Annotated in this window: 24 protein-coding genes; 18 read left to right on the forward strand and 6 right to left on the reverse strand. The window is 61.9% G+C overall.

Features of this window, described 5'->3' with window-relative positions:
- Positions 1-149: 149 nt before the first annotated feature.
- The 6 genes from GTP23_RS11805 to GTP23_RS11830 all read left to right on the forward strand — a co-directional run bounded on the left by GTP23_RS11805 (position 150) and on the right by GTP23_RS11830 (position 5,386).
- Complete coding sequence (locus tag GTP23_RS11805; RefSeq protein WP_161035293.1) at positions 150-1,328, forward strand: acetyl-CoA C-acyltransferase; 1,179 nt, start codon at positions 150-152, stop codon at positions 1,326-1,328.
- Between the two features lie 105 nt (positions 1,329-1,433).
- Positions 1,434-1,736 (forward strand): Dabb family protein, encoded by a 303-nt coding sequence (locus GTP23_RS11810; RefSeq protein WP_161035294.1) that lies wholly within the window; start codon positions 1,434-1,436, stop codon positions 1,734-1,736.
- Positions 1,737-1,742: 6 nt separating this feature from the next.
- Positions 1,743-2,525, forward strand: coding sequence for an SDR family oxidoreductase (locus GTP23_RS11815; protein ID WP_155435968.1), 783 nt, complete (start codon positions 1,743-1,745; stop codon positions 2,523-2,525).
- 8 nt (positions 2,526-2,533) lie between these two features.
- Positions 2,534-3,532 (forward strand): MDR family NADP-dependent oxidoreductase, encoded by a 999-nt coding sequence (locus GTP23_RS11820; protein ID WP_161035606.1) that lies wholly within the window; start codon positions 2,534-2,536, stop codon positions 3,530-3,532.
- Positions 3,532-3,963, forward strand: a complete 432-nt coding sequence (locus tag GTP23_RS11825; RefSeq protein WP_161035295.1) for a GNAT family N-acetyltransferase — start codon at positions 3,532-3,534, stop codon at positions 3,961-3,963. Before GTP23_RS11820 ends, GTP23_RS11825 begins: the two co-directional genes overlap by 1 nt.
- A 64-nt stretch (positions 3,964-4,027) precedes the next feature.
- Positions 4,028-5,386 (forward strand): 3-oxoacyl-ACP reductase, encoded by a 1,359-nt coding sequence (locus GTP23_RS11830; protein ID WP_161035296.1) that lies wholly within the window; start codon positions 4,028-4,030, stop codon positions 5,384-5,386.
- A 33-nt stretch (positions 5,387-5,419) separates the two neighbouring features.
- Here GTP23_RS11830 and GTP23_RS11835 read toward each other — a convergent pair whose 3' ends face one another.
- From GTP23_RS11835 to ygfZ, 3 genes are read right to left on the reverse strand one after another with little or no spacing between them, the layout of a single operon-like run.
- The gene (locus GTP23_RS11835) at positions 5,420-6,163 is read right to left on the reverse strand and encodes an NRDE family protein (protein WP_161035297.1); all 744 of its coding nucleotides are present in this window, start codon (positions 6,161-6,163) and stop codon (positions 5,420-5,422) included.
- Positions 6,154-6,441, reverse strand: a complete 288-nt coding sequence (locus tag GTP23_RS11840; RefSeq protein WP_161035298.1) for a DUF4936 family protein — start codon at positions 6,439-6,441, stop codon at positions 6,154-6,156. Before GTP23_RS11840 ends, GTP23_RS11835 begins: the two co-directional genes overlap by 10 nt.
- A gap of 1 nt (position 6,442) precedes the next feature.
- Positions 6,443-7,459: a CAF17-like 4Fe-4S cluster assembly/insertion protein YgfZ gene (gene ygfZ, locus GTP23_RS11845; RefSeq protein ID WP_161035299.1), complete on the reverse strand. Its 1,017-nt coding sequence runs from the start codon at positions 7,457-7,459 to the stop codon at positions 6,443-6,445.
- 164 nt (positions 7,460-7,623) lie between these two features.
- On the opposite strand from ygfZ, the gene mltG reads away from it, so the two are divergent.
- From mltG to GTP23_RS11895, 10 genes are all read left to right on the forward strand, one after another.
- Positions 7,624-8,613 (forward strand): endolytic transglycosylase MltG, encoded by a 990-nt coding sequence (mltG, locus tag GTP23_RS11850; RefSeq protein WP_161035300.1) that lies wholly within the window; start codon positions 7,624-7,626, stop codon positions 8,611-8,613.
- 3 nt (positions 8,614-8,616) lie between these two features.
- Positions 8,617-9,240, forward strand: coding sequence for a dTMP kinase (gene tmk / locus GTP23_RS11855; protein WP_161035301.1), 624 nt, complete (start codon positions 8,617-8,619; stop codon positions 9,238-9,240).
- A gap of 3 nt (positions 9,241-9,243) precedes the next feature.
- Positions 9,244-10,278 carry a DNA polymerase III subunit delta' gene (locus tag GTP23_RS11860; RefSeq protein ID WP_161035302.1) on the forward strand — a complete coding sequence of 345 codons (1,035 nt, stop codon included), beginning with the start codon at positions 9,244-9,246 and terminating at the stop codon, positions 10,276-10,278.
- A 10-nt stretch (positions 10,279-10,288) separates the two neighbouring features.
- A complete protein-coding gene (locus tag GTP23_RS11865) occupies positions 10,289-10,669 on the forward strand; it encodes a PilZ domain-containing protein (protein ID WP_155435978.1) in 381 nt (126 codons plus the stop codon).
- Positions 10,670-10,675: 6 nt separating this feature from the next.
- Positions 10,676-11,197, forward strand: a complete 522-nt coding sequence (locus GTP23_RS11870; RefSeq protein ID WP_161035303.1) for a GNAT family N-acetyltransferase — start codon at positions 10,676-10,678, stop codon at positions 11,195-11,197.
- Positions 11,198-11,241: 44 nt separating this feature from the next.
- Positions 11,242-12,021 carry a TatD family hydrolase gene (locus tag GTP23_RS11875; protein ID WP_155435980.1) on the forward strand — a complete coding sequence of 260 codons (780 nt, stop codon included), beginning with the start codon at positions 11,242-11,244 and terminating at the stop codon, positions 12,019-12,021.
- A gap of 16 nt (positions 12,022-12,037) precedes the next feature.
- Positions 12,038-12,724, forward strand: coding sequence for an ankyrin repeat domain-containing protein (locus tag GTP23_RS11880; RefSeq protein WP_161035304.1), 687 nt, complete (start codon positions 12,038-12,040; stop codon positions 12,722-12,724).
- A gap of 132 nt (positions 12,725-12,856) precedes the next feature.
- Positions 12,857-13,780 carry a class I SAM-dependent methyltransferase gene (locus tag GTP23_RS11885; RefSeq protein WP_161035305.1) on the forward strand — a complete coding sequence of 308 codons (924 nt, stop codon included), beginning with the start codon at positions 12,857-12,859 and terminating at the stop codon, positions 13,778-13,780.
- A 58-nt stretch (positions 13,781-13,838) separates the two neighbouring features.
- Complete coding sequence (locus tag GTP23_RS11890; protein WP_155435983.1) at positions 13,839-14,087, forward strand: hypothetical protein; 249 nt, start codon at positions 13,839-13,841, stop codon at positions 14,085-14,087.
- A gap of 137 nt (positions 14,088-14,224) precedes the next feature.
- Complete coding sequence (locus GTP23_RS11895; protein ID WP_155436119.1) at positions 14,225-14,422, forward strand: hypothetical protein; 198 nt, start codon at positions 14,225-14,227, stop codon at positions 14,420-14,422.
- On the opposite strand, the gene GTP23_RS11900 is transcribed toward GTP23_RS11895, so the two are convergent.
- Entirely contained in the window at positions 14,419-15,480 is a 1,062-nt protein-coding gene (locus tag GTP23_RS11900) for a phospholipase A (RefSeq protein WP_161035306.1), read from the reverse strand. The genes GTP23_RS11895 and GTP23_RS11900 overlap by 4 nt on opposite strands.
- Positions 15,481-15,623: 143 nt before the next feature.
- Here GTP23_RS11900 and fusA point away from each other — a divergent pair, with 143 nt between their 5' ends.
- The gene (gene fusA, locus GTP23_RS11905; RefSeq protein ID WP_161035307.1) at positions 15,624-17,726 is read left to right on the forward strand and encodes an elongation factor G; all 2,103 of its coding nucleotides are present in this window, start codon (positions 15,624-15,626) and stop codon (positions 17,724-17,726) included.
- Here fusA and GTP23_RS11910 read toward each other — a convergent pair.
- Complete coding sequence (locus GTP23_RS11910; RefSeq protein ID WP_161035308.1) at positions 17,710-18,195, reverse strand: hypothetical protein; 486 nt, start codon at positions 18,193-18,195, stop codon at positions 17,710-17,712. The genes fusA and GTP23_RS11910 overlap by 17 nt on opposite strands.
- Before the next feature lie 189 nt (positions 18,196-18,384).
- On the opposite strand from GTP23_RS11910, the gene GTP23_RS11915 reads away from it, so the two are divergent.
- Positions 18,385-19,779 carry a DUF2799 domain-containing protein gene (locus GTP23_RS11915; RefSeq protein WP_161035309.1) on the forward strand — a complete coding sequence of 465 codons (1,395 nt, stop codon included), beginning with the start codon at positions 18,385-18,387 and terminating at the stop codon, positions 19,777-19,779.
- Here the strand turns inward: GTP23_RS11915 and GTP23_RS11920 are convergent.
- Positions 19,773-21,449, reverse strand: coding sequence for a S53 family peptidase (locus GTP23_RS11920; RefSeq protein ID WP_161035310.1), 1,677 nt, complete (start codon positions 21,447-21,449; stop codon positions 19,773-19,775). The two genes, GTP23_RS11915 and GTP23_RS11920, sit on opposite strands and share 7 nt — an antisense overlap.
- Between the last annotated feature and the right edge of the window lie 2 nt (positions 21,450-21,451).

The raw sequence follows: 21,451 nt of genomic DNA on the forward strand, positions 1-21,451 counted from the left end.
TTCATCAGCCTGCTGCTAGTGTGAGCCGCGTAACTTACGCAGTGCTTGCGGTGAACTTACCGCCCGCTTACACGGGGTTTGCGAACGATCGTGCTTATTTGTCTCCAAGTGTGCTATGCTGGGTTTTCTAACCTATAACGGAGACTCCGATGATGGATGCTGTAATCGTTTCGACTGCACGTACCCCGCTGGCCAAATCGTGGAAAGGCGCTTTCAACATGACCCATGGCGCCACGCTGGGCGGCCATGCCCTGCAGGCGGCGATCAGCCGGGCCGGACTTGAGGCGGGTGAAGTGGAAGACGTGCTGGTAGGCTGCGCCAATCCGGAAGGCGCCACGGGCGGCAATATCGCCCGCCAGATCGCCCTGCGCGCGGGCTGCCCCGTCAGCACGGCCGGCATGACCATCAACCGCTTCTGTTCGTCCGGCCTGCAGACCATCGCTACCGCGGCCCAGCGCATCATTGCCGGCGAAGGCGACATCTATGCGGCCGGCGGCGTGGAGTCCATCTCCTGCGTGCAACAGGAAATGAACCTGCATATGTACAAGGAAGTGTGGCTCGCGCAACACAAACCGGAACTCTACTGGCCCATGCTGCAGACGGCCGAAACCGTGGCCAAGCGCTACGGCATCAGCCGCCAGCGTCAGGATGAATACGGCGTGCAGAGCCAGCAGCGCGCTGCTGCGGCGCAGGCGGCCGGTCTGTTCGATGCAGAAATTGCGCCCATGACGACGGTAATGGGCGTGGCCGACAAGGCCAGCGGCATGCTGCTGTCGCGCGAAGTGACGATCAGCGCCGACGAAGGCATACGGGCCGATACCACTTATGAAGGCGTGGCCAAGATCCGCACGGCGCTGCCGGGCGGCGTGATCAGCGCCGGCAATGCCAGCCAGTTTTCCGATGGCGCCTCGATGGCCATCGTGATGAGCGCCGCCACGGCCGCAGCCAAAGGGCTGCAGCCGCTGGGCATCTTCCGCGGCTTTGCCGTAGCCGGCTGCGAGCCTGATGAAATGGGCATAGGTCCGGTCTACGCCATTCCCAAACTGCTCAAGAAAGCCGGTCTGAAGGTCGAGGACATCGGCCTGTGGGAGCTCAATGAAGCGTTTGCCGTGCAGGTGCTGTACTGCGCCGACCAACTGGGCATACCGATGGACCGGCTCAACGTCAACGGCGGCGCCATCGCTGTAGGCCATCCGTATGGCGTTTCCGGTGCTCGCCTGACGGGCCACGCCCTGATCGAAGGCAAGCGGCGCGGCGTGAAATATGTGGTGGTCACCATGTGCATAGGTGGCGGCCAGGGCGCTGCCGGCCTGTTCGAAGTGGTCTGAGCCGGGCTGCCATCCTTGCCGGTGGTGGTGCAAGCGCCGTAAAAGCGGTATGCTGCGCGCCACGTCAACAAGGATGGCGCCCTTGCCGCGCCAGATAGGAACACTATGATCAAGCACATCGTCATGTGGAAGCTCAAGGAGCACGCCGAAGGGGCCGACCGCGCCACCAATGCCGCCAGGATGAAGGCCATGCTGGACGCCTGCGCCGGCATTGTGCCCGGCATCCTCAAGCTGGAAGCCGTGGTGGCCCAGCCGGGGCTGGAAGCGACTTACGATGTGCTGCTGTACTCCGAATTTGCTGATCAGGCGGCACTGGACGCCTATCAGCATCATCCCCAACATGTGGCACTGAAGCCGTTCTTCGGCGCCGTGCGCGAAGCGCGCCAGTGCATGGACTATGAGGTCTGAACCATCATGCGTACTACTCAGGAATTGTTTTCTCTGGCCGGTAAAACGGCACTGGTAACGGGCGGCTCCCGTGGTCTGGGCCTGCAGATGGCGCTGGCGCTGGGCGAGCAGGGGGCGCGCGTAGTGATTTCGGCACGCAAACAGGCTGAACTGGATGAGGCCGTGGCCTTGCTCAAGCAGCGCGGCATCGATGCCAGCAGCGTAGCGGCCGATCTGTCCAGCGAAGCAGACGCGGAAGCGCTGGTTTCCGCCGCACTGGCGCAGCTGGGCCACATCGATATTCTGATCAACAACGCCGGCGCCAGCTGGGGCGCACCGGCCGAGGATCATCCCGTGGCGGCATGGGACAAGGTGATGAACCTGAATATACGCGGCATCTTCCTCGTCTCGCAACTGGTGGGCAAGCGCTCGATGATTCCGCGCCAGTACGGCCGCATCATTAACATTGCTTCGATTGCAGGTCTGGCCGGCAATCCGCCCGGCACCATGCAGACCATTGCCTACAACACCTCGAAGGGCGCGGTGGTGAACTTTACCCGCACGCTGGCCGGCGAATGGGGCCGTTTCGGCATCACCGTCAATGCGCTGGCGCCTGGCTTCTTCCCGTCCAAGATGACCCATGGTCTGCTGGCCCAGATGGGCGCCGATCAGCTGGCCAAAGATGCGCCGCTGGGCCGTCTGGGCGACGATGAAGACCTGAAAGGGGCGGCCGTGCTGTTCGCCTCGGATGCAGGCAAGCATATCACCGGCCAGATACTCGCAGTCGATGGCGGGGTGTCGGCAGTATGACGCCTGAAATTCCCGCAACTTACCAGCGCATCGTACTGGCTGCCCGTCCGCGCGGGCCGGTGGCCGAACAGAACTTCCGCCTCGAAAGCGTTGCCGTACCGGCGCTGGCCGATGGCGAAGTTCTGGTGCGCAACCACTACCTGTCGCTTGATCCGTATATGCGCGGCCGCATGAGCGCAGCCAAGAGCTATGCGGCATCGCAGGCGCTCGATCACACCATGATAGGCAATACTGTCGGGCAGGTGGTGGCTAGCCGCCATGCCGATTTTGCCGTGGGCGATTATGCTGGCGGCCTGCTGGGCTGGGCCGAGATGGGCGTGGCCGACGGTAGCTTGCTGCGCAAGCTCGATATCAGCCGGATTCCCCTTTCCGTGTATCTGGGCGCGGCCGGCATGCCGGGCATGGCTGCCTGGTATGGTCTGAATCAGATCATCGCGCCCAAGACTGGCGAAACCATCGTAGTGTCCGCCGCCAGTGGCGCGGTGGGCAGCGTGGTGGGCCAGCTGGCCAAGCTGCAGGGCTGCCGCGTGGTCGGCATCGCCGGCGGACCAGAAAAATGCGCCCATGTGCGCGAGGTGCTGGGCTTTGATGCCTGCGTGGACTACAAGGCGGGTCAGCTCGAAGCCGATCTGGCGGCGGCCACGCCGGATGGTGTCGATGGCATATTCGAGAATGTGGGCGGCGCCACGCTGGATGCCGCGCTGGCGCGCAGCAATGCGTTTGGCCGCATCGCCCTGTGCGGGCTGATAGGCGGCTTCAACGGGCAGGAGATGCCGATCAAGAATTCGCGCATCCTGCTGATCAACCGCCTGAGCCTGCGCGGCTTCATCGTGACCGAGCATATGGACCTGTGGCCGCAAGGGCTGGAACAGCTCGCTGCGCTGGTAGCCGAGGGCAAGCTGAAATATCATGAGACCGTTGCGGCAGGGCTGGCAGCCGCGCCGCAAGCATTTATGGGACTGCTGCAAGGGCAGAATCTGGGCAAACAACTGGTGAAACTGATCTGATGACGCTATCCAATTGCAGTGTGACAGTAGGCGACTGGCCTAGCCTGAAGGAACAGGCGCAGGCCATCCGCATGGAAGTCTTCGTGCAGGAACAGAATGTTCCGGCCGAACTCGAAATGGACCAGATGGATGCTGTGTGCATCCACGCCATCGCCTACGATGGCGCAGGTGTTGCGGTTGGCACGGGCCGTTTGCTGCCGGATGGTCACATCGGCCGCATGGCAGTGCGCAAGAGCGCGCGTGGCACAGGCGTCGGTGGCCAGCTGCTGCAGGCGCTGATGGCGCGTGCCCATGCGCGGGGCGACCGCGTGCTGGCGCTCAGTGCCCAGAGCCATGCAGCACCGTTCTACCAGCGCCACGGCTTCGTGATCGAAGGCGACGAATTCTATGAAGCGGGCATTGCCCATATCAACATGGTGTACCGCTATTAATTAGCGTTCTTGCGCCAGCTTCCGGGTCAGTTCTGGCCCCGCATTTTTTGAAGGGCAATAACTGATGGCTGATTTTCTCACCACCCTCAACCGCAATCCGCTGACGGCTCCGCTGGCCAAGGCGCTGGGCCTGCCTAACCCGGTGCCGCTGGCCCGTTCGGCCACCGGTTATGAGACTACTCCGTATGCTGGCAAGGCGGTACTGCTGCAGGCAGCGCCGAATAGCTATGCGCACGCGTCCCTGTTGCAGGCCGTGCGTAACGGTGGCGGCGAGCCGGTGCTGTCAGGGTTCAGCGAAAAGCTCGATGTCGCGGTGTTCGATGCTACGGGTTGTAGTACGCCTGCCGACGCGCAGGCGCTGTATGAAACTTTTCACGGACTGGCACGCAAGCTGGCCGTGAACGGCCGTGTGCTGATCGTTGCAGCCCTGCACGACGACAGCGCCGCCCCTGTGGCCGTGGCCACGGCGCGCGGCGTCGAAGGTTTTGCCCGTTCGCTGGGCAAGGAGCTGGGGCGCAAAGGCGTGACGGTCAATCTGGCTTATGTCGCGCCCGATGCGGTTGAACGGCTCGAGGGCGTGGTACGGTTCTTCTGCGGCACCCAGACCACCTATGTATCTGGTCAGGCCGTGCGCGTGACGGCCACTGCCGCCGTAGCGCCGGCAGCGCCTGCACCGGCATACAGTTCTGCACTGGCCGGCAAGGTCGCGCTGGTGACGGGTAGTGCACGTGGTATTGGCCTGGCAGTGGCCGAGCGGCTGTTGCAGGAAGGTGCGCAAGTAGTTTGCCTCGACGTGCCCGCCGTGGAGCAGGAACTGCAACAGACCTGCGCCCGCATCGGTGCGTTGCCGCTGGCGCTAGATATAGCCGCGCCCGATGCACCGGCCCGGCTGTCGGCCTATTTCCGCGAGCGTTTTGGCGGGCTCGATATCCTGATCCACAACGCCGGCATCACGCGTGACCGCACCATCGCCAATATGACGCCAGTTCAGTGGGATCAGGTGCTGGCCGTGAATTTCGCCGCAATCACGGAAATCGATAAGGTACTGCTGCAGGATGGCACGGTACGTGATGGCGGGCGCGTGGTCTGCCTGTCGTCCATCAGCGGTATCGCCGGAAATTTTGGCCAGACCAACTATGCCTACACCAAGGCGGCCCTGATCGGCTATGTGGCGGCGCAGGCTGGCCGGCTCGGTGCGCGCGGCATCTGCATCAATGCGGTGGCACCCGGTTTCATCGAAACGGCCATGACGGCCAAGATGCCGTTCTTCATGCGGGAAATGGGGCGGCGTCTGAATTCCGTCCAGCAGGGCGGCCAGCCGCGCGATGCGGCCGAGCTGATTACCTTCCTCGCCACGCCCGGCGCCTCTGGCCTTACGGGCAACACCATCCGCGTCTGCGGTCAGGGCCTGATCGGCGCCTGAAGCCGCAGGGGAGGTGCATTAGCCTGAGTCAGGCTAGTGCACCTGCATTTCGTGCAGACAGGCTGGCGCGTTGGTGTACAGCTTGACCACGGTGGAAGTGCGGGTGCCGTATGCCGGACTTTCGATACGCACGGCGGATAACATGCGCTCGACGTCGAGCGACACCCCGGTCTCCGGCAAGCGCATGTCCGGTGCCTGAGTGGTATCGGACAGCATTTCGAAATAGGCTTCGTCCGGCGCACCCAGACACAGCAGACTGGCGAACTGGGCTTTGGTCTTCACCACTTTGGGCCATGGCGCGTCCAGCAGCGCGTTCGATAGGCCATATACGCCCGGTTCCAGTGGCTTGCCGTTGCGCGCATCGCCATCGCCGCGATTGGAATACCAGATCAGGGTCTGGCCATCGCTGAGCACCAGATTGAAGCCATTGTAGGCCTGCGCCTGCGGACGGATCTGCGCCACATATTCTTCCAGCGTCATGTTCCCCGCCAGAAAATCGGCCACCAGTCCGCCGCGCGAAGGCGCATCGTCGCGCTGTTCGGCTGGCGCGCGGATATTCGTAATGGCGGCAAAGCGCGAGGCCGGTCCACCGTCTTCGGCGCGGGTGATACCCATCCAGCTACCGCCGGCCTGCAGGTCGCGGCCCGCATAGATGCGCGGATGTTCGGGCCAGTAACCGGCCGGCGCCGTGGCGCGCTGGTAGTACTCGTCGCGGTTGGCGGCGGCGATCAGGGGAACGGCTGGCACCACCTGCCAGGCAAAAACGATCAGGCACATGGGGCAATATCCACAAATACTTCGGTATGGCGCGCACCGTCGATATGCGCGGCCAGACCAGCCGCCAAGACGGCCTGCGCCAGTTCCGCTTCGAAGGCCGGTGCGCAGCCGCCGTACACTTCCATCCAGGTCTGCAAGCCCTCCTTGGCGTCGGGACGGCGTTTCAGCGCGCACTGCACGCCGTGGCGGGTGCCCAGCGCGGCCTGCATGACCTGTACCTGCGGCAGCAATGCAGCCGCCTGCGCCTCGGCGACGCGGTAATAGATGTACAGGTCCATATCAGACGTCGAGTGCGTCCAGCAGGTAGGGCATGCTGTGGAATTCCAGCGCCGTGCCTTCGGCCGAACCGAGCCGCACGGAGGCCGCCTCGATGGCAGCCAGCTTCATTTCCACCAGTGCGTCGATACCGCCACGGCCATTCGGCGCCGTATTGACGATCATGCCGCAAGGCTGCTCGGGATCGGCGGTGGCAAACACTTCGGCACCGGCCACGGCAGCCTGATCCGGTATGGTGACCAGCGTGGTGCGGCGCTTGAGCTTGCCCAGATACTGGCTGCGCGCGACGATTTCCTGACCGGGGTAGCAACCTTTCTTGAAGTTCACGCCACCCAGCAGTTCGAAATTGATCATCTGCGGCACAAACTGTTCCTGCGTAGCCTTGCTAATCTGCGGCACGCCGGCGTGGATGCAACTGAGCTGCCAGCTGGCGGCATCGCCCACGGTCAGGCGCTCGGCCAGTTCCGGCAGCACCGTACGCGCGACTTCCTGACTCATCAGCCACTGGTAGCGCGGCGCGCCGAAAGCATCGGCCAGACGGATCAGGGTGCCCAGCGGATGCAGCAGCAGGCCATACGGACGGGCCGGCAGTGGCTCAAACCAGGTTTGCAGCACGGCTTCGGCCAGCCCGCCACCCAGACCGATGACGACCTGATGGGCCGGCTGTTCGGTTGCGTCGCTGAGCTTGGTCTTGGCGCGCAGCACGAACATGCTCAAGCGCTTCTGGACGGCAGCCTGGATATCACGCGGCAGCTGCAGCAGCAGGGTGCTATCGTTGCGCCACATGAGGAAGGAGGCCAGCAGCCGGCCTTTGGGCGAGCAATAGCCGGCCAGACGGGCTTCACCGGCAGCCAGATGCTCGACATCGTTAGTCAGCTGGCCATGCAGGAAATGGGCCGATTCTTCGCCGTCGAGGGCGATCAGACCCTGATCGGTGATGGGCGCGACAAAGCCAACGGCCAACTGGGTAGTATTCAGGGACTGCGCCTTGGGCGCTAATAATTCATTCCAGAGAGACATAATTTTTTCGATTTAACGATTAAGGCATTATCATTACGGGCTCATTATAGTGATGTCGAGCAGATCGCGTCGGATACGGCGCAAAACATGACACTGGCGTTGCCAGCCAAGAACTGGCAAGCTGTGCGATTTGGTAGACAATAGACCCCCTATCCGTTCCGACCATGGCATTTGTTAAGAAAATATTCATATTGCTCTTTCTGGGCACGCTGGCCGGTGCAGGCTATTTTATGTACTGGTCGCAGCATCCCATCGTCGGCGATGAAATCGAACCGATAGAGTTTTCCATTGCGCCCGGTAGCGGCGCTCATGCTGCAGGGCAGCAAATCGCTGAAGCGGGCGCACCCGTCCAGCCCTTGCTGTTCAATCTGCTGGCCCGCATCACCAACAAGAGCGGCAAGCTGAAGGCAGGCACCTATGAACTGAAACCGGGCACCACGCCGCTGGGCCTGCTCGATCAGCTGGTACGCGGCGAATTTGCGCAGGAACAGCTGACCATCATCGAAGGCTGGACCTTCCGCCAGATGCGGGCGGCCGTGGCGGCCCATCAGGGCCTCAAGCATGATTCCATCACACTCACGGACAAGGAGCTGCTGAGCGCCATCGGTTCCGAATTCAATCAGGCGGAAGGGCTGTTCTTCCCCGACACCTATCTGTTCGCCAAAGGTTCGAGCGACCTGCATATCTACCGTCAGGCCCACGCCATGCTGCTGACCCGTCTGAACGATGCATGGGCACGGCGTGATCCGGCGCTGCCCTATAAAACGCCATACGATGCGCTGATCATGGCGTCCATCGTGGAGAAGGAGACGGGACAGAAATCCGAGCGCGGCATGATCGCCGGCGTATTCGTCAACCGCCTGAAAATCGGCATGATGCTGCAGACCGACCCCACCGTGATCTACGGCATGGGCGCGCGCTACGATGGCAAGATCCATAAATCCGATCTGGAAGCGGACACCCCGTACAATACCTATACGCGCAACGGCTTACCCCCCACGCCTATCGCCTTGCCCGGCCTGCAATCGTTGGCCGCAGCGCTGGCGCCGGCCAAAACGGGCGCCCTGTATTTCGTTTCCAAGGGCAACGGCACCAGCCAGTTCTCCGATAATTTGACGGACCATAACCGGGCCGTCAACAAGTACCAAAGATAAGCAATGACTCAACAACGCGGTAAATTCATCACTTTCGAAGGCATAGATGGTGCCGGCAAGTCCACCCATATCGCTTTTGTCAGCGCCCACATCCAGCGGGCCGGCATAGCGCTGGTCAGCTCGCGCGAGCCGGGCGGCACGCCGCTGGGCGAAAAGCTGCGTGATCTGGTCCTGCATGAAAAAATGCATCTGGAAACGGAAGCCCTGCTGATGTTTGCCAGCCGCCGCGAACATATCGCGCAAGTCATCGCACCGGCGTTGGCGAGTGGTAGCTGGGCCCTGTCCGACCGCTTCACCGATGCCAGTTTTGCCTATCAGGGCGGCGGCCGTGGCCTGCCGCTGGCCAAGCTCGATGCACTGGAACAGTGGGTGCATCCCGATCTGCAGCCGGACCTGACTTTCCTGTTCGATGTGCCACTTGATGTAGCGCGCGCGCGGCTCGATGCCACCCGCGAGCTGGACAAGTTCGAGCAGGAGCAGGCCGATTTCTTTGCCGCCACCCGCAACGAGTATCTGCGCCGTGCCGCCCAGTTCCCCCAGCGTTTCCGTATCATCGATTCGACCCGCAGCATCGCCGACATACAGGCCGAGCTGGCCACCATCCTTGACGCCTTGCTGGCCGCCTGAGCGATGAGCGCCAATATCTACCCATGGCAGCAAGCGGCGTGGCAGCAGCTGCAAACCCTGCGCAGCCGCATGCCGCATGCGATCCTGTTCCATGGCGCGGCCGGTACCGGCAAGTCCCACTTCATCGAAGCTTTTGCCCAGAGCCTGCTGTGCGAAGCCGTGTTGCCGGACGGCCATGCCTGCGGCCAGTGTGCTTCCTGCGGCTGGTTCCTGCAGGCCAACCATCCGGACTACCGCCGCGTGCGGCCGGAAGCGCTGGAAGATGATCTGCCGGCCGAGGGTGAGGAAGGCGAGGGCGAAACTAAAAAGACGGCCAAGTCCAGCAAGACCCCTTCGCGCGAAATCAAGATCGAGCAGATCCGCAATCTGGCCGATTTCATGAATATTTCCACCCACCGCCAGGGCTTGCGCGTGGTGGTGCTGTATCCGGCCGAAGCGCTGAATCTGCCGGCGTCGAATGCCTTGCTGAAGACGCTGGAAGAGCCGCCACCGGGCACAGTGTTCCTGCTGGCCTCGAATAGTCTGGACCGGCTGCTGCCTACCATCCTGTCGCGCTGCCGCAAGTTTGCCCTGCCCATGCCTACGCATGCGCAAGCACTGGCCTGGCTCAGGGAGCAGGGTGTGCCGGACGCCGATAGCTGGCTGCGCGAGCAGGGCGGTGCGCCGCTGACGGCGCTGGCCCAGTCGGAAGGCGGCAACCGCGAAGAACTCGAACTATTGCTGCAGATGCTGGCCCGCCCGGCGGTGGAAAACGCGCTGCGGGTGGCCGACAAATTGCAGAAATTGCCGTTGAGTACGCAAGTTTCCTGCTTGCAGCGCTGGCTTTATGACGTGTTTTCCTACAAACTGGCAGGAAACATCCGTTACTATCCACGCTACCAGAAGGAACTGGCGCAGCTGGCCGACAAGATCCATGTCAGCCGTCTGCTGGCGCTGATCAAGCGGGCCAATGAACGCCGGGCCGTGGCGGACCATCCGCTGTCGCCTAAGCTGTTCCTTGAGGATATGTTGCTCGATTATGCGGCTAGCTGTGCCTGAGGAAAATACCATGTCCACCGTCAACCCCATCACCCAGACTGCGACGCCTCAGGCGCGGCCTACGGTGCTGTCGCTGGCGATCAAGGAAAAAGCCGCCCTGTACGCGGCCTATATGCCGTTCCTCAAGCATGGCGGCATGTTCGTGCCGACCCAGAAGCCCTACAAGATCGGCGACGAGATCTATCTGATTCTGTCGCTGATGGATGATCCGAATAAATACCCTATTGCCGGCAAGGTCGCGTGGATTACGCCAGCCGGTGCCAATAACAACCGCGCGCAAGGCATAGGCGTGCATTTTCCCGATGACGAGAGCGGCCAGCGGGCGCGCCAGCGCATCGAAGAGTTTCTCGGCGCGGCCATGCGTTCGGCCCGTGCTACCCACACCATCTGAGTTTCCATGACTACCGAATTTCGTCACCGCATAGCCACGCTAGAAGATTTACCCACCATCGTTGCGATTTACAACAGCACCGTCGCTTCGCGCGAAGTGACTGCCGATACCGAGCCCGTGTCGGTCGAATCACGCCTGCCATGGTTCCATGAGCACACGCCGGAGCGCCGCCCGCTGTGGATCATCGAACGGGCAGACGATAGCGCTGCCCAGCCCGAGATACTGGGCTGGATGTCGTATTCGAATTTCTACGGCCGTCCGGCCTATTCGGGTACCTCGGAAATCTCCATCTATATTGCCGAGGCATGGCGCGGCAAGGGCGTAGGCGGCTATTGCATCGCTCAGGCCATTGCCCATGCGCCGGCCATCAAGGTGCACACGCTGCTGGGCTTCATCTTCGGCCACAACCAGCCCAGCCTGGGGCTGTTCAACAAGTTTGGCTTTGCCACCTGGGCCAACCTGCCGCGCGTGGCCAATCTGGACGGCGTAGAGCGCGACCTGATCATTCTGGGCAAGCGCGTGGCCTGAGACCCCGGCAGCAGTGCAGTGGCAGCTTGGGTTACAATCGCGGCATGTTTATCGATTCCCACTGCCATATCAATTTTCCCGAGCTGGCTGCTCGCATGCCCGAAGTGCTGGCCCAGATGGCCCACAACAAAGTCACCCATGCCCTGTGCGTGTCGGTAGACTTGCCGGACTTTCCGCAAGTGCTGGCGCTGGCCCACCAGTATCCGCACATCTACGCCTCGGTCGGCGTTCATCCTGATTACGAGGATACGCCCGAGCCCAGCGTGGAACAGCTGGTCGAACTGGCCAACGATCCCAAGATTATTGCCATTGGCGAAACGGGGCTGGATTACTTCCGCCTGCAGGGCGATCTGGAATGGCAGCGCGAGCGTTTCCGTACCCATATCCGCGCTTCGCGCCAGTGCCGCAAGCCGCTGATCATCCATACCCGTAGCGCCAGTGAAGATACCCTGCGCATTATGCGCGAAGAGGGCGCCGGTACTGATGCCGGCGGTGTGGCCGGCGTGATGCACTGCTTTACCGAGTCGCTGGAAGTGGCACGGGCTGCCATCGAGATGGGCTTCTATATTTCCTTCTCCGGTATCGTGACGTTCAAAAGTGCCAAAGAACTGCAGGCGGTGGCGCTGGAACTGCCGCTCGAGCGCATCCTGATCGAGACGGACGCGCCATATCTGGCCCCCGTGCCGTATCGCGGCAAGATGAACGAGCCCGGTTTTGTCGCCCACGTGGGCGAATACATCGCCAAGCTCAAAGGCGTGCCGGTGGAACAGGTGGCGCAGCAGACCACGGCCAACTTCTTCCAGCTATTTCAGCTGCAACCCTGACTGACGGAACCCCGCCATGGCTAGTCCTATCCGCCGCAAGCATCTCGCCGCTCTGGCAGCATTGGCGCTATGTGCAGCAGCCAGCTTGGCACCGGCCGCGACGCTGGCGCAGACGGACGACGAGGTCGATCTGCTGCGTGCAGCGCAACTCGACAATGTTTCCGGCGTGAGCGCGGCACTGGCCCGTGGCGCCAACCCGAACGCGCGCGATAGTTCCGGCGAAACGGCACTGATCGTGGCCATGCGTAACGAGGCCTACCGTGTCGCCAGTGTGCTCATGAAGCATCCGCGCATCGATCTGGAAGCGCAGGCGCCGAATGGCAACACGGCCCTGATGATGGCCGCTTTCCGGGGCAGCAAGCCCGCCGTGCTGGACATGCTGGCCCATGGCGCCCGTGTCGAGCAGCCGGGCTGGACGGCGCTGCATTATGCCGTGGCAGCCGGCAGTACCGAAGTGGCCGCGCTGTTGCTGGAGCGTCATGCCCACGTCGATGCGGAAGCGCCGTCGGGCATGACGCCGCTGATGCTGGCCGCGCGCGAAGGGCAGGAGCAGGCCGTGCTGTTCCTGCTCGAACATGGCGCCGATGCCAGCCGCAAAGATGGCGGTTTCCATCTGACGGCGGCGGAATTTGCCATCAAGGCCGAGAAGCCCTGGATCGCCAAAGCCATCAATGATTATCTGGCGCGTGCAGGGCGACGCTGAAATCGCGGCGCAGGCATAGCCCGAATTAGCGGGCAAAGTCCTGCCATTTTCGGGCATTGCTACCGAGCATCGTTAAGCATAATGGTTACACGTCCAGCAACCAGAGACTGGACGCGACATTTGAGGATAACCATGCTGAACGAACGCGAGATTGAAAGCTGCTATCTGGGGCAATTCATTCCAGTCCACTACCATCACAACATGCTGATGGACCAGAACCGTATGTATAGTTTCAAGGCGGCCATCGACTATGCCGTCAAACCGGGCGCGAAAGTGCTGGAACTGGGCGGCGGAACGGGTGTGCTGTCCTGGTTTGCAGCCGACAAGGCGGACAAGGTGTATTGCGTCGAGTTCAATCCCGATATGGTGCAGGAAGCGCGCCGCATGCTGGCCCTCAATCCCAAGGGCGAAAAAGTCGAAGTGATCCATGCCGATGCCTTCGAATACCTGCCACCCGAGCCGGTCGATGTGGTGATCTGCGAAATGATCCATGTGGGCATGCTGCGCGAAAAGCAGGTGGAAGTAATCGAATCGTTCAAGCGCCGCTATACCGAGCGCTTCGGCGGGCCGCTGCCCATCTTTCTGCCGGAAGCCGTGATCATGGCGGTCCAGCCCCTGCAGCAGGAATACGACTTCGAGGGTTTCTACGCACCCATCGTGCAGTTCCAGGAAACCGGCGTCAGCTATTCCGGCACTACCGAACTGGCCCAGCCCGGCGTGTACAGCATCATCGATTTCACCCAGCCCAACGATCTCAGCTACGCGTGGCAGGGTAAATTCGTCATCGAGCGCGATGGCGTGATCAATGCGCTGCGTTTCGTCACCAAGAACATCCTTGCCGTGGTGCCGGAACGCAACAGCACTATCGACTGGCTCAACCACTACATGGTGCTGCCGCTGGAAACTCCGGTCACGGCGCGCGAAGGCGATGTGCTGCAGGTGAGCTTCCAGTACCGCGCCGGCGGCAGCATACCTTCGCTGCAGGCCAGCCTGCAAGCCAGTCTGCTGTATCAGGCCGCGCTGCAACCGGCCAGTTACAGCGCCGTTTATGCCTGAGCGGGCTTTGCGCTGAGCGATAGAGAGCGTATATTCCCTCTTTTACCGAAGGAATATCATGTCAGAAATCGATCAGCGCTACCTCGTGCAGCAGAATAAAATTGCGGATGGCGAGACCAAGCCGCCTGTATTTGCCAAAGTCATGCGCAGCAAGGAAGGCGTGTTCGAAGGCGTTTCCTTCATCAAGTCCAAGGACAAGGCGTCCGTGCTGACCATAGAGCAGGCCAACGAAGCCATCGCCTGGGCCAACCGCAAAAAGCCCAACGCCCGCGAATACCAGACCAAGATCATCTGCGTCGGCCAGTAAGCCGTACACACCATTCATCCCCCGTTTGACGCCGTTAGTCGGCGCTATCTGCAGTTGGTCGCATGCTAATTGCGGCGTGGTGGCCAGCTGCCTAAAGTGTCAGCATTGACAATGTTTTTCCGTTCCGGGAGTGCATGATGCTGGGTTTTCTGCTTTGGCTGGTCCTGCTGTTTCTGTGTTGGCCGCTGGCTTTGCTGGCACTGGTCGCCTATCCGTTGTGCTGGCTGATCCTGCTGCCCTTCCGCCTGATAGGCATAGGCGTGGAAGGGGTGTTCGAGCTGCTGCGCGCCATCGTGCTGCTACCGGCCCGGGTGCTGCGCGGCTCGGCCCGTTAGAAATCTACCAGGAAGCCGGCGCCTAGCGACTTCTGCGAATAGTTGTAGTCGATCAGGCTCTGGCCATAGCCGCTGAAGGCTTGCAGATAGCCTTTCAGATTGGCGCGCACGGGGAAGGCCCAGCCCAGTTGCAGGCCACCGTGCTGTTTCTTGAAGTTGCGCCGCGCCAGCAGCGACCATTCGTGGCCATCGGCGCGGTAACTGGCCTGCAGGTCGCCCTGACCGAGATAGTCGGCAATATCGAAATTGTCATTATTCGAGCGGGCATTATCGAGCCGCTTCCACAGGCGGAACGTCAGGCCGAAGCGCTCTTTCTCCGCCCCCACTTCCGCATACATCCGGTTCCAGCTACGCGATAGCGTGGAAGTCTGGCCATTCGACTGGTGCACCACGCCCAGCGTGATGTAGCGCAGATCGAGCACGCCCAGCGGCAGATTGAATGGTGCCGTCAGCATCAGCTCGGGCTGGTAATTGGTTTCCCGGAACGGGCTGGAGGCAGCCCGGTTATAGGCCTGCCAGAAACTCTCCTGGGTGTAGCCGAACCACAGATCGACGGGCGTCTGCGCCGCCTGTTCGATCAGTTTCATCTTGAAACTGAGCTGGTACATCAGCTCCACATGCTTGGCTTTGATGCCCGCCGGCGTAAAGTCTTCAAATGGTGCATCATTGGAGCTGCTGCTGTAATTGGCCAGCAGGATGTAGGTGTCGCGATGGGGGCGGAAATTGAACACGCCGCGCTTGCTGGCGCTATCGAGCTCCCACCATTGCGCCATGCGCGAAATGCTGGCGGCCGGCGGCATGACGGCCAGCTGGGCCAGCTTGGGTGGCAGTACCGGGGCAGCGGGCGGGGCGGGCGGCTGGGTCAGATCGGCCGGCAGGGCCGCCACTTCGCTGCCAACCGGCAGCACTGGCCCCTTGGTCAGGCCGTCGTAGCAGGCCAGACGGGCGTTTGCATCGCCCAGCAGTGCGCAGCGTTCCAGCCGCTGTTCCAGCTCGCTGCTGGCCAGCGTCTGACCGGAAGCGCAAATAAGTAGCAGGGGCAGTGCAGTGACTTTCATGAGTGATTTCCGCAAAACGATGGCTTATTGTACAGAAATCGTTATGCCGCGCTAAGCGTGGCCAGCCAGGCAGCTCTTGAATTTGTCCGGAACTGCCGCACCTGTGCCTCCCTGATTTGAAATTGCTGAACAAGGAGCAGATGATGACCCGCAAAACACCCATAGAGCGCTATCGCAATATCGGCATCAGCGCGCACATAGACGCCGGTAAGACCACGACCACCGAGCGTATCCTGTTCTATACCGGGGTGAACCACAAAATAGGCGAGGTGCACAACGGTGCGGCCACCATGGACTGGATGGAGCAGGAGCAGGAACGCGGCATCACCATCACCTCGGCAGCGACCACGGCCTTCTGGAAAGGCATGGCCGGCAATTTCCCTGAGCATCGCATCAACATCATCGATACGCCGGGCCACGTTGACTTCACCATCGAGGTGGAGCGTTCCATGCGTGTGCTCGATGGCGCCGTGATGGTGTACGACGCCGTGGGTGGCGTGCAGCCGCAATCGGAAACCGTATGGCGGCAGGCCAATAAATACGCCGTGCCCCGCATCGCCTTCATCAACAAGATGGACCGCGTCGGTGCGGACTTTTTCCGCGTACGCGAACAGATCGCCAGCCGCCTGAAAGGTGTGGCCGTGCCCATCCAGATTCCGCTCGGTGCGGAAGAGAATTTCCATGGCGTCATCGATCTGGTCAAGATGCAGGCCATCCACTGGGACGACGACAGTCTGGGCGTGAAGTTCAGTTACCAGCCCATCCCGCCCGCGCTGCAAGCGCAGGCCCAGCAATGGCATGACAGCATGGTCGAAGCGGCCGCCGAAGGTGACCCCGCACTGCTGGACAAATATCTGGAAGGCCAGACGCTGACGGAAGCGGAGATCAAGGCGGGGCTACGCGCTCGCACCATACGCAATGAAATCGTGCCCATGCTGGCTGGCAGCGCTTTCAAGAACCGCGGTGTGCAAGCCATGCTGGATGCCGTAATCGAATACCTGCCGTCGCCCGTCGACGTGCCGGCCATCGCCGGTCACGATGAGCATGACCAGCCGGTGGAACGCCATCCGAGCGACGACGATCCGTTCGCGGCGCTGGCCTTCAAGATCATGACGGACCCGTTTGTGGGCCAGTTAACCTTCTTCCGCGTGTATTCGGGCGTGGTCAACTCGGGCGACATGGTCTACAACCCAACCAAGGGACAGAAGGAAAGGCTGGGACGTATCCTGCAGATGCATGCCAACGAGCGCAAGGAAATCAAGGAAGTGTATGCCGGTGATATCGCGGCCGCCGTGGGGCTGAAAGGCGTGACCACGGGTGACACCCTGAGCGCGCCCGATCAGGTCATCGTGCTGGAAAAGATGGTGTTCCCTGAACCCGTGATTTCGCAGGCGGTGGAGCCCAAGACCAAGGCTGATCAGGAAAAGATGGGCATCGCCCTGAACCGGCTGGCGCAGGAAGATCCGTCGTTCCGCGTGCATACGGACGAAGAGTCGGGCCAGACCATCATGTCCGGCATGGGTGAACTGCATCTGGAGATTCTGGTGGACCGCATGCGGCGCGAGTTCGGCGTCGAAGCAGCCGTGGGCAAGCCGCAGGTGGCTTACCGCGAAACCATACAGCGCAGCGCCACCGATGTGGAAGGCAAGTTCGTCAAGCAGTCCGGCGGACGGGGCCAGTACGGCCATGTGGTGCTGACCGTAGAGCCGCTGGAGGCCGGCAAGGGCTATGAATTCGTCGATGCCATCAAGGGCGGGGTGGTGCCGCGCGAGTTCATTCCGGCCGTCGACAAGGGCGTGCAGGAAACCCTGCGTTCGGGCGTGCTGGCCGGCTATCCGGTGGTGGATGTGAAGGTGACGCTGACCTTCGGCTCCTACCACGACGTGGACTCCAACGAGAACGCCTTCCGTATGGCGGGCTCGATGGCGTTCAAGGATGCCATGCGGCGTGCCGACCCGGTGCTGCTGGAACCGATGATGCAGGTGGAAGTGGAAACGCCGGAAGAGTTCATGGGCAATGCCATGGGCGACCTGACGGCGCGGCGCGGCATGGTGCAGGGCATGGATGAAATTGCCGGTGGTGGCGGCAAGATCATCCGCGCGCTGGTGCCGCTGGCGGAAATGTTCGGCTATTCCACCACGCTACGTTCGCTCACGCAGGGGCGGGCCACCTACACCATGGAGTTCAAGCATTACGCAGCCGTGCCCAAGCATCTGGTGGAACAGGGCATCAGTCGGAAAGCTTGAACTTGAGCTGGACGGAAATGGCGCCGTAGAGCCGGTCTTTATAGCTCGGCACTACGGCCACATTCACGCCCACGCGCTGGTATTCGAAACTGGCGGTAGGGATGGCGGCCACAAACCAGCCACCCTGCCGCATCTTCGGATAGCCGTTGAAGCCGCCTGCAACAGCCCCCAGTCGTACCGGCCCGATCTGCCACGGCTGGTAGTACACACCGGCGTAATTGGAATAGCTGCGGTCGCTGTTATAGAAGCGCCCGGCGGTGACGGACGCGACGCTGGAAAAGCGGTATTCCAGGCCGAGGCCGGGATTGCGGTCGTTGAGGTTTTTGTTACGTTGGAAATGGTAGGAATAGAAACCGCCGTTGACCCAAAGTTCCTGCAAGGGGGCGTTCGGGATGGATTCCAGTGTTTGTGCCTGGGCCCATTGCGCCGCCAATGCCAGACAAGTGGCCGTGATCAGACTGCTTTTCATTGTTTTCCTGTCAAGCGGAGAGAGTGGCCCATTATAGCCAGCCCGAAACGGCGCGCCAGCGTTTTCTTTCAAGCCCCGATACCGGCAGTCACAGGGCCATTACATCTGTAACATGTGCTAACCAGAAACCCTGTTTTGTTTTGTCAGATCTACCATATAATCGCCCCGAATTCACTCATCGGGACTGTCATGAAACCTCTGTTACGCCTACGCCCCCTGATACTTGCGCTGCCATTCCTGCTGGGCGGCTGTGCCGGAACCATGCAGCGCATCGCCGATTGCAAGGTTGGCGACTGGAACCTGATCGGGCATAAAGACGGTATCGCTGGCGAGCCGGCCAATTTTGCCGATCGCAAGGAGTTCTGTGACGACCATGCCGACAGCAAGCAGGCCGCCGCTGGCGCTGACAGCCTGTATGCGGCGGGCTGGAACAAGGGCAACTGGGAACTGTGGTCGGGCTGGGGCGAGCAGGATGGCGTAAAAGGCTTGCTGCCTAGCCAGTACGAGCAGCATGTGGCCAGTGCCGACGTGCGCAAGCATGGCACACCGCTCAACCGTCCTGCCTACGACAATGGCTGGACCATGGGTAATTCAAGTTACTGGCACGGCATAGGGCGCAGTGCCGGCATCGACGGTCAGCCACTCGCTGCGCCGCTGGAAGCAGGGCGCAGCCGTGCCGCTGCCATGCAGATGCGCTTCGACGAAGCGGCGTTCAGCAGCGGCTGGCAGGTAGGCAACCGGACCTTCTGGCAGGATGCCGGTTACAACGACGCTCATAACGGTGTACCCGATAGCGAACTGCAGAACCGCGCAGCGCGCGCCCGCAGTGCCGGCGTACAGGTGCAGGAAGAGGTTTACCGGACGGCGTGGAATGCCGAGCTGGTCAACTACTGGCGCAATCTCGGTACGGAAGATGCTGTCAACGGCCGCGAGTTTGCCATGCGCAGCAAGGAAGCCCGTGCGCGCGGCCTGAAAGTGCTGGAAACGGATTACCGGCTGGCCTGGGAAACCCGTTTGACCGACTACTGGCGTCAGGCGGGAGCCGATGATGGTTACGGCAAGCCCTTCCTGCTCGATGACCGCATTGCCAATGCCGGGCGCGACAAGGTTTTTGTGCTGCCGTCCACCCGCAGTGTGTACACGGCGGCGTGGCAGGAACAGAATGCCCGTTATTGCCAGCCTGAAGTGGCGTTCGAGCGCGGGCGCGCCAATCAGGGTATGGCCGTGGACGTCTGCCGCGCCGAGATCCGCGACCAGCTCAAGCATGCTTACGTGAGCGGGCAGGATTACGAGTCGGTCAGCGCCCGTCACCGCCAGGCCGTCAACGATCTGGACGAGCTGAATGGCCGCGTCAACGACGGTTACCACCGCTTGAGCCGCCTCGAGCGCGAAATACGCAATGCCAGCGAAGCCAAAGACCGCCCCGTCAACGACGAAAGCAAGAAGCAGGATGCACGGCGCGAGCAGGAGCGGCGCGAACTGCTCGAGCACATACGCCGCAACGAGCGGCGCCGCGACGATGCGCGCATGTGGGTAGAGCAGTATCAGCGCGACATGGAGCGGCTGCGCCGCAACATCTACTGAGCGAGGAAGGCGCCGCTGGACGTGACGAACGCGGCGAAAGCCCCCACATTCAGGCTGCCGAAGCCGCTGGTGTAATCCCAGCCTTTGGCCGCGCTGTAGCCACCATTGCTGCCGCTGGTTACGTCGTGGAATAGCGCTGCCTGCGCCGCGCCATATTTGTACAGGGCAGGTGCAGGGAAGGCCAGCTTGTTATTGTTGGCCGACTGGATGCGCGCCCAGAAGCCGGCAAAGATGGGCGCTGCCAGACTGGTGCCGCCGTACTGCAGCTTGCTGCCCTTGACCAGCGTGATGGCGCCGCTGCTAGGGTCGCCGGCAAAGGCCAGATCCGGCACGCCCCGGCGGGTGGAAGTGCCGAGTACCTTGGCGCTCAGCTGCCAGCTCGGTGCCGCTTCGATCAGGCTGGCACCACCGCCCGTGCCGCCGTTGCTGGCGCAGGTGCTGGCCGTGCTGCAGGCCCATACCGTTTCACCGGTCCACGCGCCGCTGCTGCTGGTGCTGAGCGAAGTGCCGCCTACCGCGATCACGTAGGGTGAAGAGGCCGGATAGCTTTGCGCATTGCTGGCACCACCGCAGCTATACGAGCCACTATCGCCGGAGGCCACCACAAAGGTCTGGCCCTGTGCTATGCCGGCCAGGAAGATCTGGTCGTCTGCCGCCGCCGTACCGCTGGCCCGTGCATTAGTCTCGCATTCGCCCAGCGATACGCTGATGACCTTGGCCACATTGGCACTCACGGCGGCATTGAATGCGGCTGTCAGATCGGCCTCTGCCATCGAGGCAGCGTTGTAGAACACCATGGATTTGACCACGCCACCCGCTGCACCCAGCGCATTCTGGCTATCGATATTCCATTCTGCCGTGTTGTCGGTGGCGCTGGCATTGGTCACGCGGCGCGCGTTCACCACGCTCACTGCCGGTCGGGCATAACCGGCGCTGGTGGCAAAGCTGTACAGATCGGTGAGAGTCTGGGTCACGCTGCCGGCAGTGATGATGCCTATCGAGGTTTTGGCAGCTGTGGGCAGCGCGCTGGCATTGTAGATGGCCGGCCAGGTAGTGGGGCTGTGGCCCACTTTGCCGGCCGTCGCATAGGCGGTGCTCAGGGCCAGCACTTGCGCCGTATGGGCCGTATGCACAGTCTGCAAGCCGTGTACGCCGAGCACGATGTTACCGAGCGCAGCAGGGACCACCGGATCATTGGTATTGGCGTAGGCATGGCGTTCGCCCCGGTTGAAGTGGGCCATGCGCACATTGAAAGCCTTGCCGGCCGTAGCAGCCGTGCCATCGGCCGTGATCAGCATGCGGTTTTCGCTCACTTCGATATTCACATAGCCACTCTGGCGCAGGTGCTGGACCACGCTGGCAACATCGCTGCTGCTGGGCGCATACTGGGCCAGAAACTGTTCGCTGCTGAGGGCGCTGACGCCTGTGCCCGACATCAAGTTTGCCGCGAAGGTTTCGAGCTGTGCACGGTTACGTAGCTGCAGGGAGATGGCCACCGGTACGGTATCGCCGGCACGCAGTTCTGCGCCTTCGGTGTATTCGCTGGTATCCGGCGTCTGGGTGCGCACGGCGCGCCAGTTCTGGCGGTTGTCCGCATAAACACTGCCGCTGAGTGCCACTGCCAGCGTGGCAGCAAGCATGGTCGATACGGGGCGGGATGGTCGCAGCATGG

The organism is Duganella fentianensis (assembly GCF_009857835.1).
Taxonomy (GTDB): Bacteria; Pseudomonadota; Gammaproteobacteria; order Burkholderiales; family Burkholderiaceae_D; genus Rugamonas; species Rugamonas fentianensis.